This is a genomic window from Microbacterium hanjuni, assembly GCF_043556395.1.
GTDB lineage: Bacteria > Actinomycetota > Actinomycetes > Actinomycetales > Microbacteriaceae > Microbacterium.
Window position 1 is genome coordinate 90,110 of sequence record NZ_JBIGIK010000001.1, and the last position, 14,594, is coordinate 104,703.

A 14,594-nucleotide genomic window follows, 5' to 3' on the forward strand; every position below is an offset into this window, starting at 1 on the left:
GCCTTAAGATTACCCGCATGACCTCCGATCCACACCGTCAGGACGCTGTGCGTGACGCCGCGACCGCGGGCATCCCCACCGCTCTCGCCGATCTGGGTGCGCTCGTGCGCATCCCCTCCATCGCCTGGCCGGCCTTCGATCAGACACAACTGGTGAAGAGCGCCGAGGCCGTCGCCGACCTGGCCCGCGGCACGGGTGTCTTCGACGACGTGCAGATCGCCCGAGCCGGCATCCCCGGAACCGACGAGCTGGGCCAGCCGGCCGTGCTGGCCGTCCGCCGCGCGCGCAACGGGCGCCCCACCGTGCTGCTCTACGCCCACCACGACGTGCAGCCTCCCGGCGACGAGGCGCTCTGGCAGTCGCCGCCCTTCGAGCCGACCGTGCGCGACGGCCGCCTCTATGGACGCGGCGCCGCCGACGACAAGGCCGGCGTGATGGCCCACATCGCGGCGCTGCGCGCGGTCAAGGAGGTGCTGGGGGATGACTTCGACCTCGGTGTGGCGCTGTTCATCGAGGGGGAGGAGGAGTACGGCTCCCGGTCGTTCTCGACCTTCCTCACCGATCACGCCGACGTGCTGCGCTCCGATGTCATCGTCGTCGCCGACTCCGGCAACTGGGACGAACGCACTCCCTCGCTCACGGTGTCGCTGCGTGGCAACGCGCACTTCACCCTGCGCGTGCGCACGCTCGAGCACGCCTCGCACTCCGGCATGTTCGGGGGAGCCGTCCCCGACGCCATGCTCGCGACCGTCAAGCTGCTCTCGAGCCTCTGGGACGAGAGCGGCGCCGTCGCCGTCGAGGGGCTGCGGGAACGGGATGCTGAGACGCCGGCATATTCGGAGGAGACCCTCCGCTCCGAAACGGGGCTGTTGCCGGGAGTCACCCCGATCGGTACCGGGTCGATCATCGGGCGGATCTGGAACAAGCCGGCGATCACGGTCACCGGTATCGACGCCACGAGCGTGGCCGCAGCATCCAATACCCTCCTGCCGGAGGTGTCGGTCGTCATCAGCGCCCGCGTGGCTCCGGGCCAGGACGCCCGCGACGCCTACGCCGCAGTGGAAGCGCACCTGCGCGCGCACGCGCCGTTCGGTGCCGAACTCACCTTCACCGACGTCGACTACGGCCAGCCGTTCCTCGTGGACACCAGCGGATGGGCCGTCGAAGACGTGCGCGCCGCATTCCGGGAGGGCTATGGCGTGGAGCCCGTGGATGCCGGTATCGGCGGGTCGATCCCGTTCATCGCCGACCTGGTGCGCGAGAACCCCGGCGCACAGATCCTGGTCACCGGTGTGGAAGACCCGCACTCCCGCGCGCACAGCCCCAACGAGTCGCTGCACCTCGACACGTTCCGAAAGGCCGTCGTCTCCGAGGCCCTGTTGCTGGCGAAGCTCGACGCGCGCACCGTGTGACCAGCCGCCCGCACCGCTCGGCGGCGTACAATCAGAGAATTCGTCCGCACCACGTCTGAAGGAGAGTCATGACCGATACCGCCCTGTCGACCGACCAGATCGTCCGTGACCACGGCGTGGGTCTGACGGACGCCGCAGCCGAGAAGGTCAAGAACCTGCTCACCCAGGAAGGCCGCGACGACCTGCGTCTGCGCGTCGCCGTCCAGCCCGGCGGATGCTCCGGCCTCATCTACCAGCTCTACTTCGACGAGCGCTTCCTCGACGGCGACAAGGCCGTCGACTTCGACGGTGTCGAGGTCATCGTCGACGACATGAGCGTGCCCTACCTCGATGGCGCGACCATCGACTTCAAGGACACCATCTCCGAGCAGGGCTTCACGATCGACAACCCCAACGCAGCCGGCAGCTGCGCGTGCGGCGACTCGTTCCACTGACGCCCGACGCCGGGTGATTATCACGCCCGGAAGGTTCGACGTCGAGAGACATCAAACCCGCGGGACCACCGGTTTTTCCGGTCGGTTCCGCGGGTTTCGTCGTTGTGAACCTGGGTGCTTGGCCCGAGAACCATAAGAGGTTGCTCTAGACTGAGCGAGCAATATTCTCGACCCGGAAAGGTGCACTGTGCCTCCGAAACGCCGTATCCGTTGGGCCGCCCTTCCTGTCGGGATCGCCGCAGCGGTCGTCCTGGCGGGGTGCACCACGTCGCAACTGCACGGGTACCTCCCCGGCTTCACCGATGACGGTGTGCCCGCGACCGACCGTGTCGACATGGTGGCCGGCCTCTGGGTGAACTCCTGGATCGTTCTGCTCGTCGTCGGCATCGTGACGTGGAGCCTGCTCCTGTTCGCCGTCATCACGTACCGCCGCCGGAAGGGCCAGTCCGGCCTGCCGGTGCAGCTGCGCTACAACATGCCGATCGAGATCTTCTACACGGTGGTTCCGCTCATCCTGGTGCTCGGCCTCTTCGCTTTCACCGCACGCGACCAGACCGTGCTCGAGACCCAGTACGACGACCCCGAGGTGTCGATCACCGCGTACGGCAAGCAGTGGGCCTGGGACTTCCAGTACAACGGCGAAGATGACGAGAACACCGACGCCGTCTGGACCATGGGCGTCCAGGCTCAGCCGGATGCCGACGGCAACTTCGACGCGGACACTCTGCCGACGCTGTACCTGCCGGTCAACAAGACCGTGCAGATCCAGCTCAACTCCCGCGACGTCATCCATTCCTTCTGGATCATCGACTTCCTCTACAAGAAGGACATGTACATCGGGCGCGAGAACCTCTGGTCGTTCACGCCCACCCGCGAGGGCACCTACGCCGGCAAGTGCGCCGAGCTGTGCGGGGAGTACCACTCCGCCATGTTGTTCAACGTCAAGGTGGTGAGCGAGGCGGAGTACGAGAACTACCTCGACTCGCTGCGCGACGCCGGGCAGACGGGCGACATCAACGAGACCTACAGCCGGTTGCAGAACAACACCGGATTCGGACAGGCAGTGGAAGGCGACAGCGAATGACCACCACGCTCCCCCCGAAGGAGACGGGCGCTTCCATGCCCCTCCCGCCTCGACAGGCCGCCCTGCTGACCGCTTCGCGCGTCGATCAAAAGGGCAACATCATCGTCAAGTGGATCACCTCCACCGACCACAAGACGATCGGGTACATGTACCTCATCGCCTCCGTGATCTTCTTCTGCCTGGGCGGCGTGATGGCGCTGATCATCCGCGCCGAGCTGTTCGAGCCCGGCATGCAGATCGTGCCCACGAAAGAGCAGTACAACCAGCTCTTCACGATGCACGGCACGATCATGCTGCTGATGTTCGCGACCCCGCTGTTCGCGGGCTTCGCCAACGCGATCCTCCCGCTGCAGATCGGTGCGCCGGACGTCGCGTTCCCCCGTCTGAACGCCTTCGCGTTCTGGCTCTTCCTCTTCGGCTCCACGATCGCCGTGTCCGGCTTCCTCACCCCTGCCGGTGCTGCCGGGTTCGGGTGGTTCGCCTATCAACCTCTGGCGAACGCGAGCTTCTCACCGGGCGTCGGAGGAAACCTCTGGATGCTGGGACTCGGCATCAGCGGTTTCGGAACCATCCTCGGTGCCGTGAACTTCATCACCACGATCATCACCATGCGCGCACCGGGTATGACGATGTGGCGCATGCCGATCTTCACGTGGAACACGCTGATCACCAGCATCCTGATCCTGCTGGCCTTCCCGGTGCTCGCCGCCGCCATCTTCGCCGCCGCGGCCGACCGCGTGCTCGGGGCCCACATCTACGACCCGCAGAACGGTGGCGTGCTGCTCTGGCAGCACCTGTTCTGGTTCTTCGGTCACCCCGAGGTGTACATCATTGCGCTGCCGTTCTTCGGCATCGTGTCGGAGATCTTCCCGGTCTTCAGCCGTAAGCCGATCTTCGGGTACAAAACCCTCGTCTACGCCACGATCGCGATCGCGGCCCTCTCGGTCGCAGTGTGGGCGCACCACATGTACGTGACCGGTGCGGTGCTGCTGCCGTTCTTCGCGCTCATGACGATGCTCATCGCGGTGCCGACGGGTGTGAAGATCTTCAACTGGATCGGCACCATGTGGCGCGGCTCCGTGACATTCGAGACGCCGATGGTCTTCGCCCTCGGCTTCCTCATCACCTTCGTCTTCGGTGGCCTCACCGGCGTCATCCTCGCCTCGCCCCCGCTCGACTTCCACCTCTCCGACTCCTACTTCGTCGTGGCGCACTTCCACTACGTGGTGTTCGGCACGGTCGTGTTCGCGATGTTCGCCGGGTTCTACTTCTGGTGGCCGAAGTGGACCGGTCGCATGCTGAACGAGCGACTCGGAATGGTGCACTTCTGGATGCTGTTCATCGGCTTCCACATGACCTTCCTGATCCAGCACTGGCTGGGCGTGGACGGAATGGTGCGTCGTTACGCCGACTACTCGGCCGCTGACGGATGGACCTGGCAGAACCAGGTCTCCACGGTGGGTGCGATGATCCTCGGCGCCTCGATGATCCCCTTCTTCCTCAACGTGTGGCTCACGTCGCGGAAGGCTCCGATGATCACCGTCAACGACCCGTGGGGTTACGGCGCATCGCTCGAGTGGGCGACGTCCTGCCCGCCGCCGCGACACAACTTCACCTCGATCCCGCGCATCCGCAGCGAGCGTCCCGCGTTCGACCTCAACCACCCCGAAGCCGGCGTGCCGGTCGGTGTGGGACCGGCGAAGGACGCCCCTGACGCGCCCGTGGCGGATGCTGCCGAGGGGAAGGTCAAGTAATGCGCACCAATGTCGGACTCTGGTGGCTGCTGGCGGCGTTCTTCTTCCTCCTCGCGCTGGTCTACACCGGCTGGTCGCTCATCTTCTACGAAGGCCCCGCCGTGCAGCGCGTCGAATGGGTGGGCTCGATCGCCCTGTTGTTCGCGGCCTTCATGGCGGCGCTCATCGCCTTCTATGTGCAGCGGGTGCACCGCGTGCAGGGCGGCGAGCTGCCCGAAGACCGCCTCACGGCCGACATCGACGACGGCGACCCCGAGATGGGCGAATTCAGCCCCTGGTCGTGGTGGCCCATCGTGCTCGCCTTCTCCGCCGCCGTCGCCGTGCTCGGCCTCGCGGTCGGAACCTGGTTGCTCCCCATCGGTATCGGTATCTTCGTCGTCGCGATCGTCGGCTGGGTGTACGAGTACTACCGCGGATACTTCGCGCGCTGATCCGTGCCGATCCGGCTGAGAGCAGCCGCCGTCTCCGACGTCGGCGTGCATCGTGAGACGAATCAGGATGCTGCCTTCACTGCGCCCTGGGGCGCGGCGGTCGCCGACGGCGTCGGCGGCGGCCCCTCCGGGGATCTCGCGTCCGCCGCGCTGGTGCATCGACTCGTCGCAGCGGGGGCGATGATCCCCGACCCGGAAACCCTCGTGGTGCGCATCCGAGAGGCGAACTGGGACCTCCGGGCGCAGGTCGAGCGCAATCCCGCTCTGCGCGGCATGGCGACCACGTTCACGGGACTCTTCCTCGGCGCCTCAGGCGACCTCCTGGTCGCGCACACCGGCGATTCCCGCGCGTACCTGCTGCGGGACGGATGGTTCACGCGCGAAACCCGGGACGATTCCTACGTGCAGGCACTCGTCGACCGGGGTCTGCTCGCGCCCGAGGCTGCAGCATCCCACCCCCGCCGCAACATCATCACCGCCTCCCTCGGCGGCGGCGAGGACGACACCATCTCGGTGCAGGAGCGTCAGCCGGTCGTGGGCGACCGCTGGCTGCTGTGCAGCGACGGGCTCACCGACTACGTGCCCGAGCTCGACGTCGTGGAGCTGCTCACCTCGACCTCGACCTCGGCGGAGGCCGCCGCGGCGATCGTCGCCCTGGCGCTCGAGGCGGGCACCCGTGACAACGTGACGGCCGTCGTGTGCGACGTCGTTGATCAGGACAGCGTCGATGAGGACAGTGGCGATGAGGACGAGGTCGACGAGCGACCGGTGTTCTACGGTTCAGCCGCCCGCTACTTCACCGAGGACGTCGAGACCGCCTGAGCGTCGTCCTTCTCACGGACGATCATCACCAGGGGGTCGAAGATGCGGGGGAGGGGACCAGCGGCGCTCTCGGCGGGCTGACCTTCGCGCACCCAGTACTCGTAGCCGCCGATCATCTCCTTCACCTCGTATCCGAGACGGGCGAACGCGAGCGCACCGCGCACGCCGCCGTTGCATCCGGGGCTCCAGCAGTACACGACGACCGGCAGTGCGGGATCGATCTCCGCACTCGCGCGGTCGGCGATCTCGGCGTGGGGCAGGTGGACGGCGCCGCGGACGTGCCCTTGGTCCCACGCCTCGCGGTTACGGACGTCGACGAGGGTGAACGGCTCGCCGGCTCGCTGCGCGGCGTAGACGTCGGAGGGGTCGGTCTCGTGTGCGAGGCGGGCGGCGAAGTACTCGGGGTCGGTCATACCATTCACGCTACGGCCGTGCATCACCGGCGACGAGGGAGAGGGCGGACGGGTCTCGTACGAATTCCGCCAAGCTTGCGGCCCTCGGGCAGCGAAGAGAAATGCCCCGGTCCGAACCTCGTGAGAGGTCGGCCGGGGCATTTCGTCTGACTTACTTGGTGTCGTCGTCCCGCGGCTCGGCGGTCTCGTCGCGCAAGCCCTTCGGGGTGGGGAACTCCACCTCGGCGGGCAGATCGTGCGGGGCGTTGATCGGCTGATCGTCGGCCTCGGCCCGCTTGACCGCGCCTTCGACCTCTGCGGTCTCGGCGTGAGCGTCTTCTTCGAGGGTGTGACGCTGGTGGGCGTCGGCTGCGACGATCTCCGCCTGCGTGAGCGGGGCGAGGCGGTCTTCGAAGAACCAGCGGGAGACACCGGCGCGCAGGTGCTCGCTCCAGGGGATCTGTCCCTTGGCATTCGGGCGCACGATCAACGGGGCGTAGTTCTCGTTGTCGATCAGGCGCCAGCGGTCGAAGGAGTCGACCGGCTGGTGCACCTCGATGTACTCGCCACCGGGGAGGCGCACGATGCGACCGGACTCGTAACCGTGCAGCACGATCTCGCGGTCCTTCTTCTGCAATGCGAGCGCGATCCGCTTGGTGACGAAGTAGGCGATGATCGGCCCGATGATGAGCAGTGCCTGCAGGGTGTGGATGACGCCCTCCATCGTGACCCAGAAGTGCGTCGCGATGATGTCGGAGGAAGCCGCTGCCCACAGGACCGCGTAGAACGTCACGCCGGCGGCGCCGATGGCGGTGCGCGTGGCGGCGTTGCGAGGACGCTGGGTGATGTGGTGCTCCCGCTTGTCGCCGGTGACCCACGCCTCGATGAAAGGGTAGATGAGCACGAGCAGGATGAAGAGCCCCAGCACCGACAGCGGCAGCAGGATGTTCCACGAGTAGGTGTGGCCCCACAGCACGGTCTCCAGGTGCGGCGGCACGAGGCGGAGCGCGCCGTCGGCGAAGCCGATGTACCAGTCGGGCTGCGTTCCCGCGGACACCGGAGACGGGTCGTAGGGTCCGTAGCTCCAGATCGGGTTGATCGTGAACAACGCCGCGATGAGGACGATGACACCGAAGACGATGAAGAAGAAGCCACCGATCTTCGACGCGTACACCGGCAGCACCGGGTAGCCCACCACGTTGTTGTTGGTGCGTCCGGGACCCGCGAACTGGGTGTGCTTGTTGACCACCAGCAGCAGGAGGTGCGCTGCGAGGAGGGCGACGAGGATCGCCGGCAGCAGCAGGATGTGCAGCGTGTACAGACGTCCGACGATCGCAGTACCCGGGAATTCGCCGCCGAAGAGCAGGAACGAGGTCCACGTGCCGACCAGCGGGATCCCCTTGACCATGCCGTCGATGATGCGCAGGCCGTTACCGGAGAGCAGATCGTCGGGCAGGGAGTAGCCGGTGAAGCCTTCGCCGAGCGCCAGGATGAACAGGATGAACCCGATCACCCAGTTGAGCTCGCGGGGCTTGCGGAACGATCCGGTGAAGAAGACGCGCAGCATGTGCACGCCGATGCCCGCGATGAACGTCAGCGCAGCCCAGTGGTGGATCTGACGGACGAGGAGGCCGCCGCGGAGGTCGAACGAGATGTGGAGGGCGGAATCCATCGCCGCCGACATGGCCACACCGCGCAACGGCTCGTACGCGCCGTCGTAGTGCGTCTCGACCATGGAGGCCTGGAAGAAGAAGGTGAGGAACGTTCCCGAGATCAGGACGACGACGAAGCTCCACAGAGCGACTTCACCGAGCATGAACGACCAGTGGTCGGGGAAGATCTTGCGACCGACCTCTTTGATGAGGCCCGAGATGCTCGTGCGCTCGTCGAGGTAGTTGGCCGCCGCGCCGACGAAACGGCCGCCGAGCGGCTTGCCGTCGCGCCCGGTGGGCGCTGGGGCTTCCGAGACCGCCGGTTCAGAGGTGACGTTCTCAGTGGGGTGGGTGCCGGTGCTCAATGACGCTCCCAGAAGCTCGGGCCGACGGGCTCATGGAAATCGCTGCGAGCGACGAGGTAACCCTCGTCATCGACAGTGATCGGAAGCTGCGGCAGGGGACGGGCAGCCGGGCCGAAGATGACCGCCGCGCCATTGGCGACGTCGAACTGCGACTGGTGGCAGGGGCACAGCAGGTGGTGGGTCTGCTGCTCGTACAGGGCGACGGGACACCCGACGTGGGTGCACACCTTCGAGTAGGCGACGATGCCGTCGAAGGACCAGTCCTTACGGTCTTCCGCCTCGTTGATCTGCTCGGGAAGCATCCGCATCAGCAGGACGATCGCCTTGGCCTTCTCTTCGAGGTAGCCCTCGTCGTGGCCGAGACCGGCGAGGTCTTCGGGGATCACGTGGAACGCCGAACCGATCGTGACGTCCGCCGCGCGGATGGGACGGCCCGAGGGGTCGTGCGTGAGGCGGGTGCCTTCCTTCCACATCGTGTGGCTGAGGAGGGCGACCGGGTCACCGGCCAGCGGGTTCTCTTCCGAGCTCTGCGGCGCGAGGCCGCGGAACAGCGTGATGCCCGGGATGACGGAGGCGACGAGTGCGGCGAAGAGGGAGTTGCGGATGACTTCGCGACGACCGAATCCCGACTCCTCGTTCGCGTCGGTGAAGATCTGGACGACGGCTGCGCGGGTCGATTCCTTCCCGCGGGTGGGATGGCGCGGTTCGGCGTACTCCTTGTCCGACATGATCGCCTTGGACCAGTGGATGGCGCCGATGCCGATGGCCAGCAACGCGAACCCGATGCCGATACCGATGAACAGGTTGTTGTTGCGAATGTCCATCATGTTGCCCGATTCGATCGGGAAGATGATGTAGGCGATGCTCGCCCAGATGCTGGCGGCGACCGACAGGTAGAAGAGCGTGTACACCGTGCGAACCGCCCGGCGCATGGCCTTCGGGTCCTGATCGGTGACCCGCTCGCGGTGGGCCGGCAGTTCCGGGGTCTGCACGGGATCGGGAACCGCAACAGCGAGCCCGGGGGAGGGCTGGTAGGCCCCCTCGTGCTCGAGTGCGTCTTCCTCGTGTGCCATGGTGCTCCTCGTGCGTGTCTGAGTTCGGTCTGCGGGCGGTGACGGCTAGTTGGCTTTGGCCGTGACCCACACGGTGAGCGCGATCAGCGAACCGATCCCGAACACCCAAATGAAGAGGCCCTCGGAGACGGGACCGAGCGAACCCAGGTCGAAGCCTCCGGGCGACGGGGTCTCCTGCTGATACATCAGGTAGGAGATGACGTCGCGCTTGTCCTCGGGGGTGAGGTTGAGGTTGTTGAAGACCGGCATGTTCTGCGGGCCGGTCACCATCGCGGCGTAGATGTTCAGCGCGCTGGTGGTGTGCAGGCTGGGGGCGTACTTGCCCTCGGTGAGCGCGCCACCGGCGCCGGCCACGTTGTGGCACATCGCGCAGTTGATGCGGAACAGCTCGGCTCCGTGAGCCAGGTCGCCGTCGCCGTCCAGGACCTCGTCGGAGGGGTAGGTCGGTCCGGGGGACGTGGACTGCACGTAGGCCGCGATCGCCGCGGTCTGCTCCTCGGTGAACTGCACAGGCTTCTGCGGGGCCTGCGGCGCCTGGGCCTGAAGCGGCATGCGGCCGGTCGAGACCTGGAAGTGAACGGAGAGCTCACCGACGCCGTACAGCGACGGCCCGGACTCGCTGCCCTGCAGGTCCATGCCGTGGCAGGTGGCGCAGTTGGCCTGGAACAGCTTCTGGCCGTCTTCCACCGTGAGGGTGGAGGAGGCGGCGGAGTCGTCTCCGGTTGCGGCCATCGCGGCGGATGCGCCGGCGTAGATGCCGCCGGTGAGCAGCAGACCGATACCGATCAGCGCGGTGGCGGCCAGGGGGCTTCGGCGGCCGCGCGAGCGAGGCTTCTTCTCTCGTGCCATGTCGGGGTGCAGCTCCGCTCTATTTCAGGAAGTAGATGACGAGGAACAAGGCGATCCAGACGACGTCGACGAAGTGCCAGTAGTACGACACGACGATCGAGGTGGTCATCTCCTTGCGCCCGAAGTTCTTGACGGCGTACGCACGACCGATCACGAGAAGGAAGGCGACGAGCCCGCCCGTGACGTGGAGGGCGTGGAAGCCGGTGGTGAGGTAGAAGGCCGAGGCGTAGGCGTTCGCCGTGATCGGCATGCCCTCCGTGACCAGCTGCGCGTACTCCCAGACCTGGCCCGACACGAAGATCGCGCCGAGGGCGAAGGTGAGGAAGAACCACTCGACCATGCCCCACCGGCGGAAGAACGAGGTGTTCCTGACGGTGTAGGGCTGGTAGCGCTCAGCGGCGAAGACGCCCATCTGGCAGGTGAAGGACGACAGCACCAGGATGATCGTGTTCACGAGCGCGAACGGCACGTTGAGCAGCTGGCTTTCCTGTGCCCACAGATCGGCAGAGGTGCTGCGGAGGGTGAAGTAAATGGCGAAGAGGCCCGCGAAGAACATCACTTCACTGGCCAGCCAGACGATCGTCCCGACGGCGACCGGATCCGGCCGCTTCACGGATCGCAATGCCTGGGGGTAAGTCGCTGGGGTCGTCACCTGTCCATTATGGACGATTCCGGCTCACTAGTTTCGCATCCGGGGCAGGAGAAAGACCCTGCGTCGAACTAAGCATCGCCTAAGAATCGGCTCGGAGTTCGCCGCAGGTGCGCTGTGCGCCGGGTCCGCGGGCGGCGGCGGAGCCCCTCGCTAGGATCGAGGCATGGCGGAGCGGTATTCCTGGCCCGAGATCCTCACGATGCTCCTCGACGGACGTGATCTCAGCGTGTCCGAGTCGACGTGGGCGATGCAGCAGGTGATGGCGGGCGCGGCGACCCCGTCGCAGCTGGCGGCGTTCCTCGTGGCGTTGCGGGCGAAGGGCGAGACGGTCGACGAGATCGTCGGCTTCCGCGACGCGATTCTCGAGGCGGCGGTGGCCCTCCCGGTGAAGGCCGAGGTGCTCGACATCGTCGGTACCGGCGGTGATCGCCACCGGACGGTGAACGTCTCGACGATGTCGGCGATCGTGGCGGCGGCGACCGGGATCCCGGTGGTCAAGCACGGCAACCGCGCGGCCAGTTCGTCGTCGGGCTCGTCGGATGTCTTGAGCGAGCTGGGCATCGATCTCACCCTGTCTCCGGGAGCGGTCGCCGAGACCCTGGAGCGCACGGGCCTGACTTTCGCCTTCGCGACCGCTTTCCACCCTGGTTTCCGCCACGCCGGAGCGACGCGTTCCGAGCTCGGCATCCCCACCGTCTTCAACTTCCTCGGGCCGCTCTGCAACCCCGCGCGGGCCGAGGCCAACGCGGTCGGCGTCGCTCAACTCGATCGCGTACCCCTGATCACCGGCGTTTTCCGCACTCGCGGTGCGACCGCTCTGGTGTTCCGCGGGGATGACGGACTCGACGAGCTGACCACCACGGGCCACAGCCGCCTGTGGGAGGTCAGCCGCGGCGACATCCACGAGCATGACCTCGATCCCCGAGACCTGGGCATCCGCTTCGCCGACCTCCACGATCTGCGCGGCGGCTCCCCGGCGCAGAACGCCGAGGTCGTGCATCGCGTGCTCGCCGGTGACGCGGGACCCGTCCGCGACATCGTGCTGCTCAACACGGCCGCCGGCATCGTCGCGTTCCGACTCTTCCAGGACCCGACCGAGGTGCAGCGCCCGATCCTCGACCGCCTCGCTGAGGCCATGGGCGAGGCGAGGGCCGCGATCGACGACGGCCGCGCCGCGGCGAAGCTCGCCACCTGGGTGGAAACGACGCAGGCGCTGGCGCAGTGACCGCATGGACCCGATCGATGCGCTGAACGAGATCGCGTACCTGCTCGAGCGAGAGCGGTCGTCGCGGTACAAGTCGAAGGCGTTCCGCACTGCAGCCCACGCCATCGCCGACCTCGATGACGCCGCCCTCCGCGATCCGGCTCTCCGGCGACGGAAGGGCATCGGCGAGACCACCTTCGCCGTCATCTCCCAGGCGGTCGAGGGCCGCGTGCCGGACTATCTGGCCGAGCTGCGAGCGAAGACGCAAGCGGCGGCGGACTCGGAGCTCCGGGGCCTGCTGCGCGGCGACCTGCACAGCCACAGCGAATGGTCGGACGGCCTCACCCCGATCGAGCTCATGGTGGAGGCTGCGCGCGGGCTCGGGCATGAATACCTCGCGTTGACCGATCATTCGCCGCGCTTGCGGGTGGCCAACGGGCTGTCCGCCGAGCGGCTGCGCGAACAGCTCGAGGTCGTCCGCGGCTTCGACCACGACGACTTCACCCTGTTGAGCGGTATCGAGGTCGACATCCTCGACGAGGGCGCGCTCGACCAGGACGACGCGCTCCTGGATGAGCTGGGCGTCGTCGTAGCATCCGCTCATTCCCAGCTGCGCATGGAGAAGGGGCCCATGACACGGCGCCTGGTCACGGCCCTCGCGAACCCGCGCGTCGACGTTCTCGGGCACGTCACCGGCCGGCTCGTGGAGGGCGCGCGTGGCACGAGGCCGCCCTCGACGTTCGACGCGGGGGCCGTGTTCGAAGCGGCGGCGGCGCACGGGGTGGCGGTCGAGATCAACTCGCGCCCCGAGCGTCAGGATCCGCCCGACGACCTCATCGCGATCGCCTTCGAGGCCGGGTGCCTGTTCTCGATCGACTCCGACGCGCACGCGCCGGGGCAGCTCTCGCTCATCGACTACGGCGCCGCCCGTGCCGAGCGGGCCGGGATCCCGCCCGAGCGGATCGTCACCACCTGGCCGCTCGACCGCCTGCGCGAGTGGCTCACGCGCGAGCGCTGACACGGGATCCCCGCCGCAGCGGCGGTCTCAGCGCGCGAGGGCGGCGATCGCCCGATCCATCGAACTGCCGAGCGCCCAGCGCTCGGCGAGTGCGCGCGCAGCATCCTGTTGCTCGTCGTTCAGCGGCGTGAGCTCGTCGGGCGGCACGGTCAATTCGAGCGTGCGCACCACCTCCACCACGGTCGGGGCCACGGCGAGGTAGTCGAGCGCGGCGAGCACCTTGGCGCGCTGAGCCGCCGTCATGCCCTCGCCCTCGCGGGCGGCCGCGATGATGCCGTCGAGGGTGTCGTGGGCGGAGAGAAGAGTGGATGCTGTCTTGTCGCCGATCCCTGCGACTCCGGGCAGTCCATCGGAGGAATCGCCTCGCATGACGGCGAAATCGGCGTACTGACGCGCGTGCACGCCGTATTTCGAGAAGACCGTGTCATCGGTGAGCACCTCGAGATTGCTCATGCCTCGAGCGGTATAGACGACGCGCACGTCGCGGTCGTCGTCGATGAGCTGGAACAGGTCGCGGTCGCCGGTGACGATGTCGACGGGCATGCTCGCCGTGCTCGCGAGGGTTCCGATGACATCGTCGGCCTCGTGCTCGGGCGCGCCGACGACCGCGATCCCGAGGGCAGAGAGGGTTTCGAGGATGATCGGCACCTGCACCTCGAGCGGGTCGGGCACGACCTCGACGTCGGGTGCGTCCTCGACCACCTCCGCGACGCGGTGGGTCTTGTAGCTCGGGATGAGGTCCACCCGCCACTGCGGCCGCCAGTCGTCGTCCCAGCAGGCGACGAGGTGCGTGGGCTCGTACATCGTGACCAGCTTCGCGATGATGTCGAGGAAACCGCGGGCCGCGTTGACCGGCGTTCCGTCCGGCGCCTTCACTGTGTCGGGCACGCCGTAGAAGGCGCGGAAGTACAGCGACGCGGAATCGAGCAGCATGAGGCGGTCAGGCATCGGGTGACCTTTCGCGGTCGGTCGGCTGCCCGGCATCGGGCGCGTCGTGGTCCATGAGCCCGATTCTGTCGCACCGACCCCGAGACGCGAAGGGCGGTTCAGGCGTCGAGCGCTCGCGCGAGCAGGTGCACGGCCTCGAGCCAGGCCTCGTTGCCGCATTCCTCCCACGTCAGTGCGAGGTCGCCGTCCGGATCGCTCGCGCGTTCGACGGCAGCGATCGCCAGCGCCACGATTTCGTCCGACGGAGCGGACGCGCGGGAGACGAACGCGCTCAACTCGCCCGTGTAGGCGTCGTCCTGGGTGGGTCGGCCGAGCCCGTGCGCGACGACCTCCGCCGCGGCGAGCGCGATGACAGCCGTACGCTCGTCGACCGCGTCGGGAGTGATGGCATCCTCGAGGGCCGTCCGGACGAGCGTCCAGTCGTCGGCCTCTTCGAGATCCCAGGCCCAATCGGCCGCGACGTCGTTACCGAACGGCTCGCCGCTCCATGCACCCATAGGTGGA

Annotated in this window: 15 protein-coding genes; 8 read left to right on the top strand and 7 right to left on the bottom strand. The window is 67.3% G+C overall.

Annotation, left to right across the window (positions count from 1 at the left end):
- The first annotated feature begins 17 nt into the window (after positions 1-17).
- The 6 genes from ACFXP5_RS00440 to ACFXP5_RS00465 all read left to right on the top strand — a co-directional run bounded on the left by ACFXP5_RS00440 (position 18) and on the right by ACFXP5_RS00465 (position 5,937).
- Positions 18-1,412 carry a dipeptidase gene (locus tag ACFXP5_RS00440; RefSeq protein ID WP_394543047.1) on the top strand — a complete coding sequence of 465 codons (1,395 nt, stop codon included), beginning with the start codon at positions 18-20 and terminating at the stop codon, positions 1,410-1,412.
- Positions 1,413-1,480: 68 nt separating this feature from the next.
- The gene (gene erpA / locus ACFXP5_RS00445; protein ID WP_394526054.1) at positions 1,481-1,846 is read left to right on the top strand and encodes an iron-sulfur cluster insertion protein ErpA; all 366 of its coding nucleotides are present in this window, start codon (positions 1,481-1,483) and stop codon (positions 1,844-1,846) included.
- Positions 1,847-2,033: 187 nt separating this feature from the next.
- Positions 2,034-2,930: an aa3-type cytochrome oxidase subunit II gene (gene ctaC, locus ACFXP5_RS00450; protein WP_394543048.1), complete on the top strand. Its 897-nt coding sequence runs from the start codon at positions 2,034-2,036 to the stop codon at positions 2,928-2,930.
- Positions 2,927-4,684, top strand: coding sequence for an aa3-type cytochrome oxidase subunit I (ctaD, locus tag ACFXP5_RS00455; RefSeq protein WP_394526058.1), 1,758 nt, complete (start codon positions 2,927-2,929; stop codon positions 4,682-4,684). Before ctaC ends, ctaD begins: the two co-directional genes overlap by 4 nt.
- Positions 4,684-5,115, top strand: a complete 432-nt coding sequence (ctaF, locus tag ACFXP5_RS00460; RefSeq protein ID WP_394526060.1) for an aa3-type cytochrome oxidase subunit IV — start codon at positions 4,684-4,686, stop codon at positions 5,113-5,115. Before ctaD ends, ctaF begins: the two co-directional genes overlap by 1 nt.
- Positions 5,116-5,118: 3 nt before the next feature.
- A complete protein-coding gene (locus tag ACFXP5_RS00465) occupies positions 5,119-5,937 on the top strand; it encodes a PP2C family protein-serine/threonine phosphatase (RefSeq protein ID WP_394543049.1) in 819 nt (272 codons plus the stop codon).
- Here the strand turns inward: ACFXP5_RS00465 and ACFXP5_RS00470 are convergent.
- The 5 genes from ACFXP5_RS00470 to ctaE form a co-directional block, all read right to left on the bottom strand.
- Positions 5,907-6,350 (bottom strand): rhodanese-like domain-containing protein, encoded by a 444-nt coding sequence (locus tag ACFXP5_RS00470; protein WP_394543050.1) that lies wholly within the window; start codon positions 6,348-6,350, stop codon positions 5,907-5,909. The two genes, ACFXP5_RS00465 and ACFXP5_RS00470, sit on opposite strands and share 31 nt — an antisense overlap.
- 151 nt (positions 6,351-6,501) lie before the next feature.
- Positions 6,502-8,346: a cytochrome bc1 complex cytochrome b subunit gene (gene qcrB / locus ACFXP5_RS00475; protein ID WP_394543051.1), complete on the bottom strand. Its 1,845-nt coding sequence runs from the start codon at positions 8,344-8,346 to the stop codon at positions 6,502-6,504.
- Positions 8,343-9,419 carry a cytochrome bc1 complex Rieske iron-sulfur subunit gene (gene qcrA / locus ACFXP5_RS00480; protein ID WP_394543052.1) on the bottom strand — a complete coding sequence of 359 codons (1,077 nt, stop codon included), beginning with the start codon at positions 9,417-9,419 and terminating at the stop codon, positions 8,343-8,345. The genes qcrB and qcrA overlap by 4 nt, the downstream gene beginning before the upstream one ends.
- Before the next feature lie 45 nt (positions 9,420-9,464).
- A complete protein-coding gene (qcrC, locus tag ACFXP5_RS00485) occupies positions 9,465-10,268 on the bottom strand; it encodes a cytochrome bc1 complex diheme cytochrome c subunit (RefSeq protein WP_394526068.1) in 804 nt (267 codons plus the stop codon).
- 19 nt (positions 10,269-10,287) lie between these two features.
- Positions 10,288-10,920 carry an aa3-type cytochrome oxidase subunit III gene (gene ctaE / locus ACFXP5_RS00490; protein WP_394543053.1) on the bottom strand — a complete coding sequence of 211 codons (633 nt, stop codon included), beginning with the start codon at positions 10,918-10,920 and terminating at the stop codon, positions 10,288-10,290.
- Positions 10,921-11,083: 163 nt separating this feature from the next.
- Between ctaE and trpD the strand changes: the two genes are divergently transcribed.
- Together trpD and ACFXP5_RS00500 are read left to right on the top strand one after the other, a co-directional pair.
- The gene (gene trpD, locus ACFXP5_RS00495) at positions 11,084-12,145 is read left to right on the top strand and encodes an anthranilate phosphoribosyltransferase (RefSeq protein WP_394543054.1); all 1,062 of its coding nucleotides are present in this window, start codon (positions 11,084-11,086) and stop codon (positions 12,143-12,145) included.
- Between the two features lie 4 nt (positions 12,146-12,149).
- On the top strand, positions 12,150-13,142 hold the full coding sequence (locus ACFXP5_RS00500) for a PHP domain-containing protein (RefSeq protein WP_394543055.1): 993 nt from the start codon (positions 12,150-12,152) through the stop codon (positions 13,140-13,142).
- Between the two features lie 27 nt (positions 13,143-13,169).
- Here ACFXP5_RS00500 and ACFXP5_RS00505 read toward each other — a convergent pair whose 3' ends face one another.
- Together ACFXP5_RS00505 and ACFXP5_RS00510 are read right to left on the bottom strand one after the other, a co-directional pair.
- Positions 13,170-14,090, bottom strand: coding sequence for a 5'-3' exonuclease (locus ACFXP5_RS00505; RefSeq protein ID WP_394543056.1), 921 nt, complete (start codon positions 14,088-14,090; stop codon positions 13,170-13,172).
- A 98-nt stretch (positions 14,091-14,188) separates the two neighbouring features.
- A complete protein-coding gene (locus ACFXP5_RS00510) occupies positions 14,189-14,587 on the bottom strand; it encodes a DUF4259 domain-containing protein (protein ID WP_394543057.1) in 399 nt (132 codons plus the stop codon).
- Positions 14,588-14,594 lie beyond the last annotated feature (7 nt).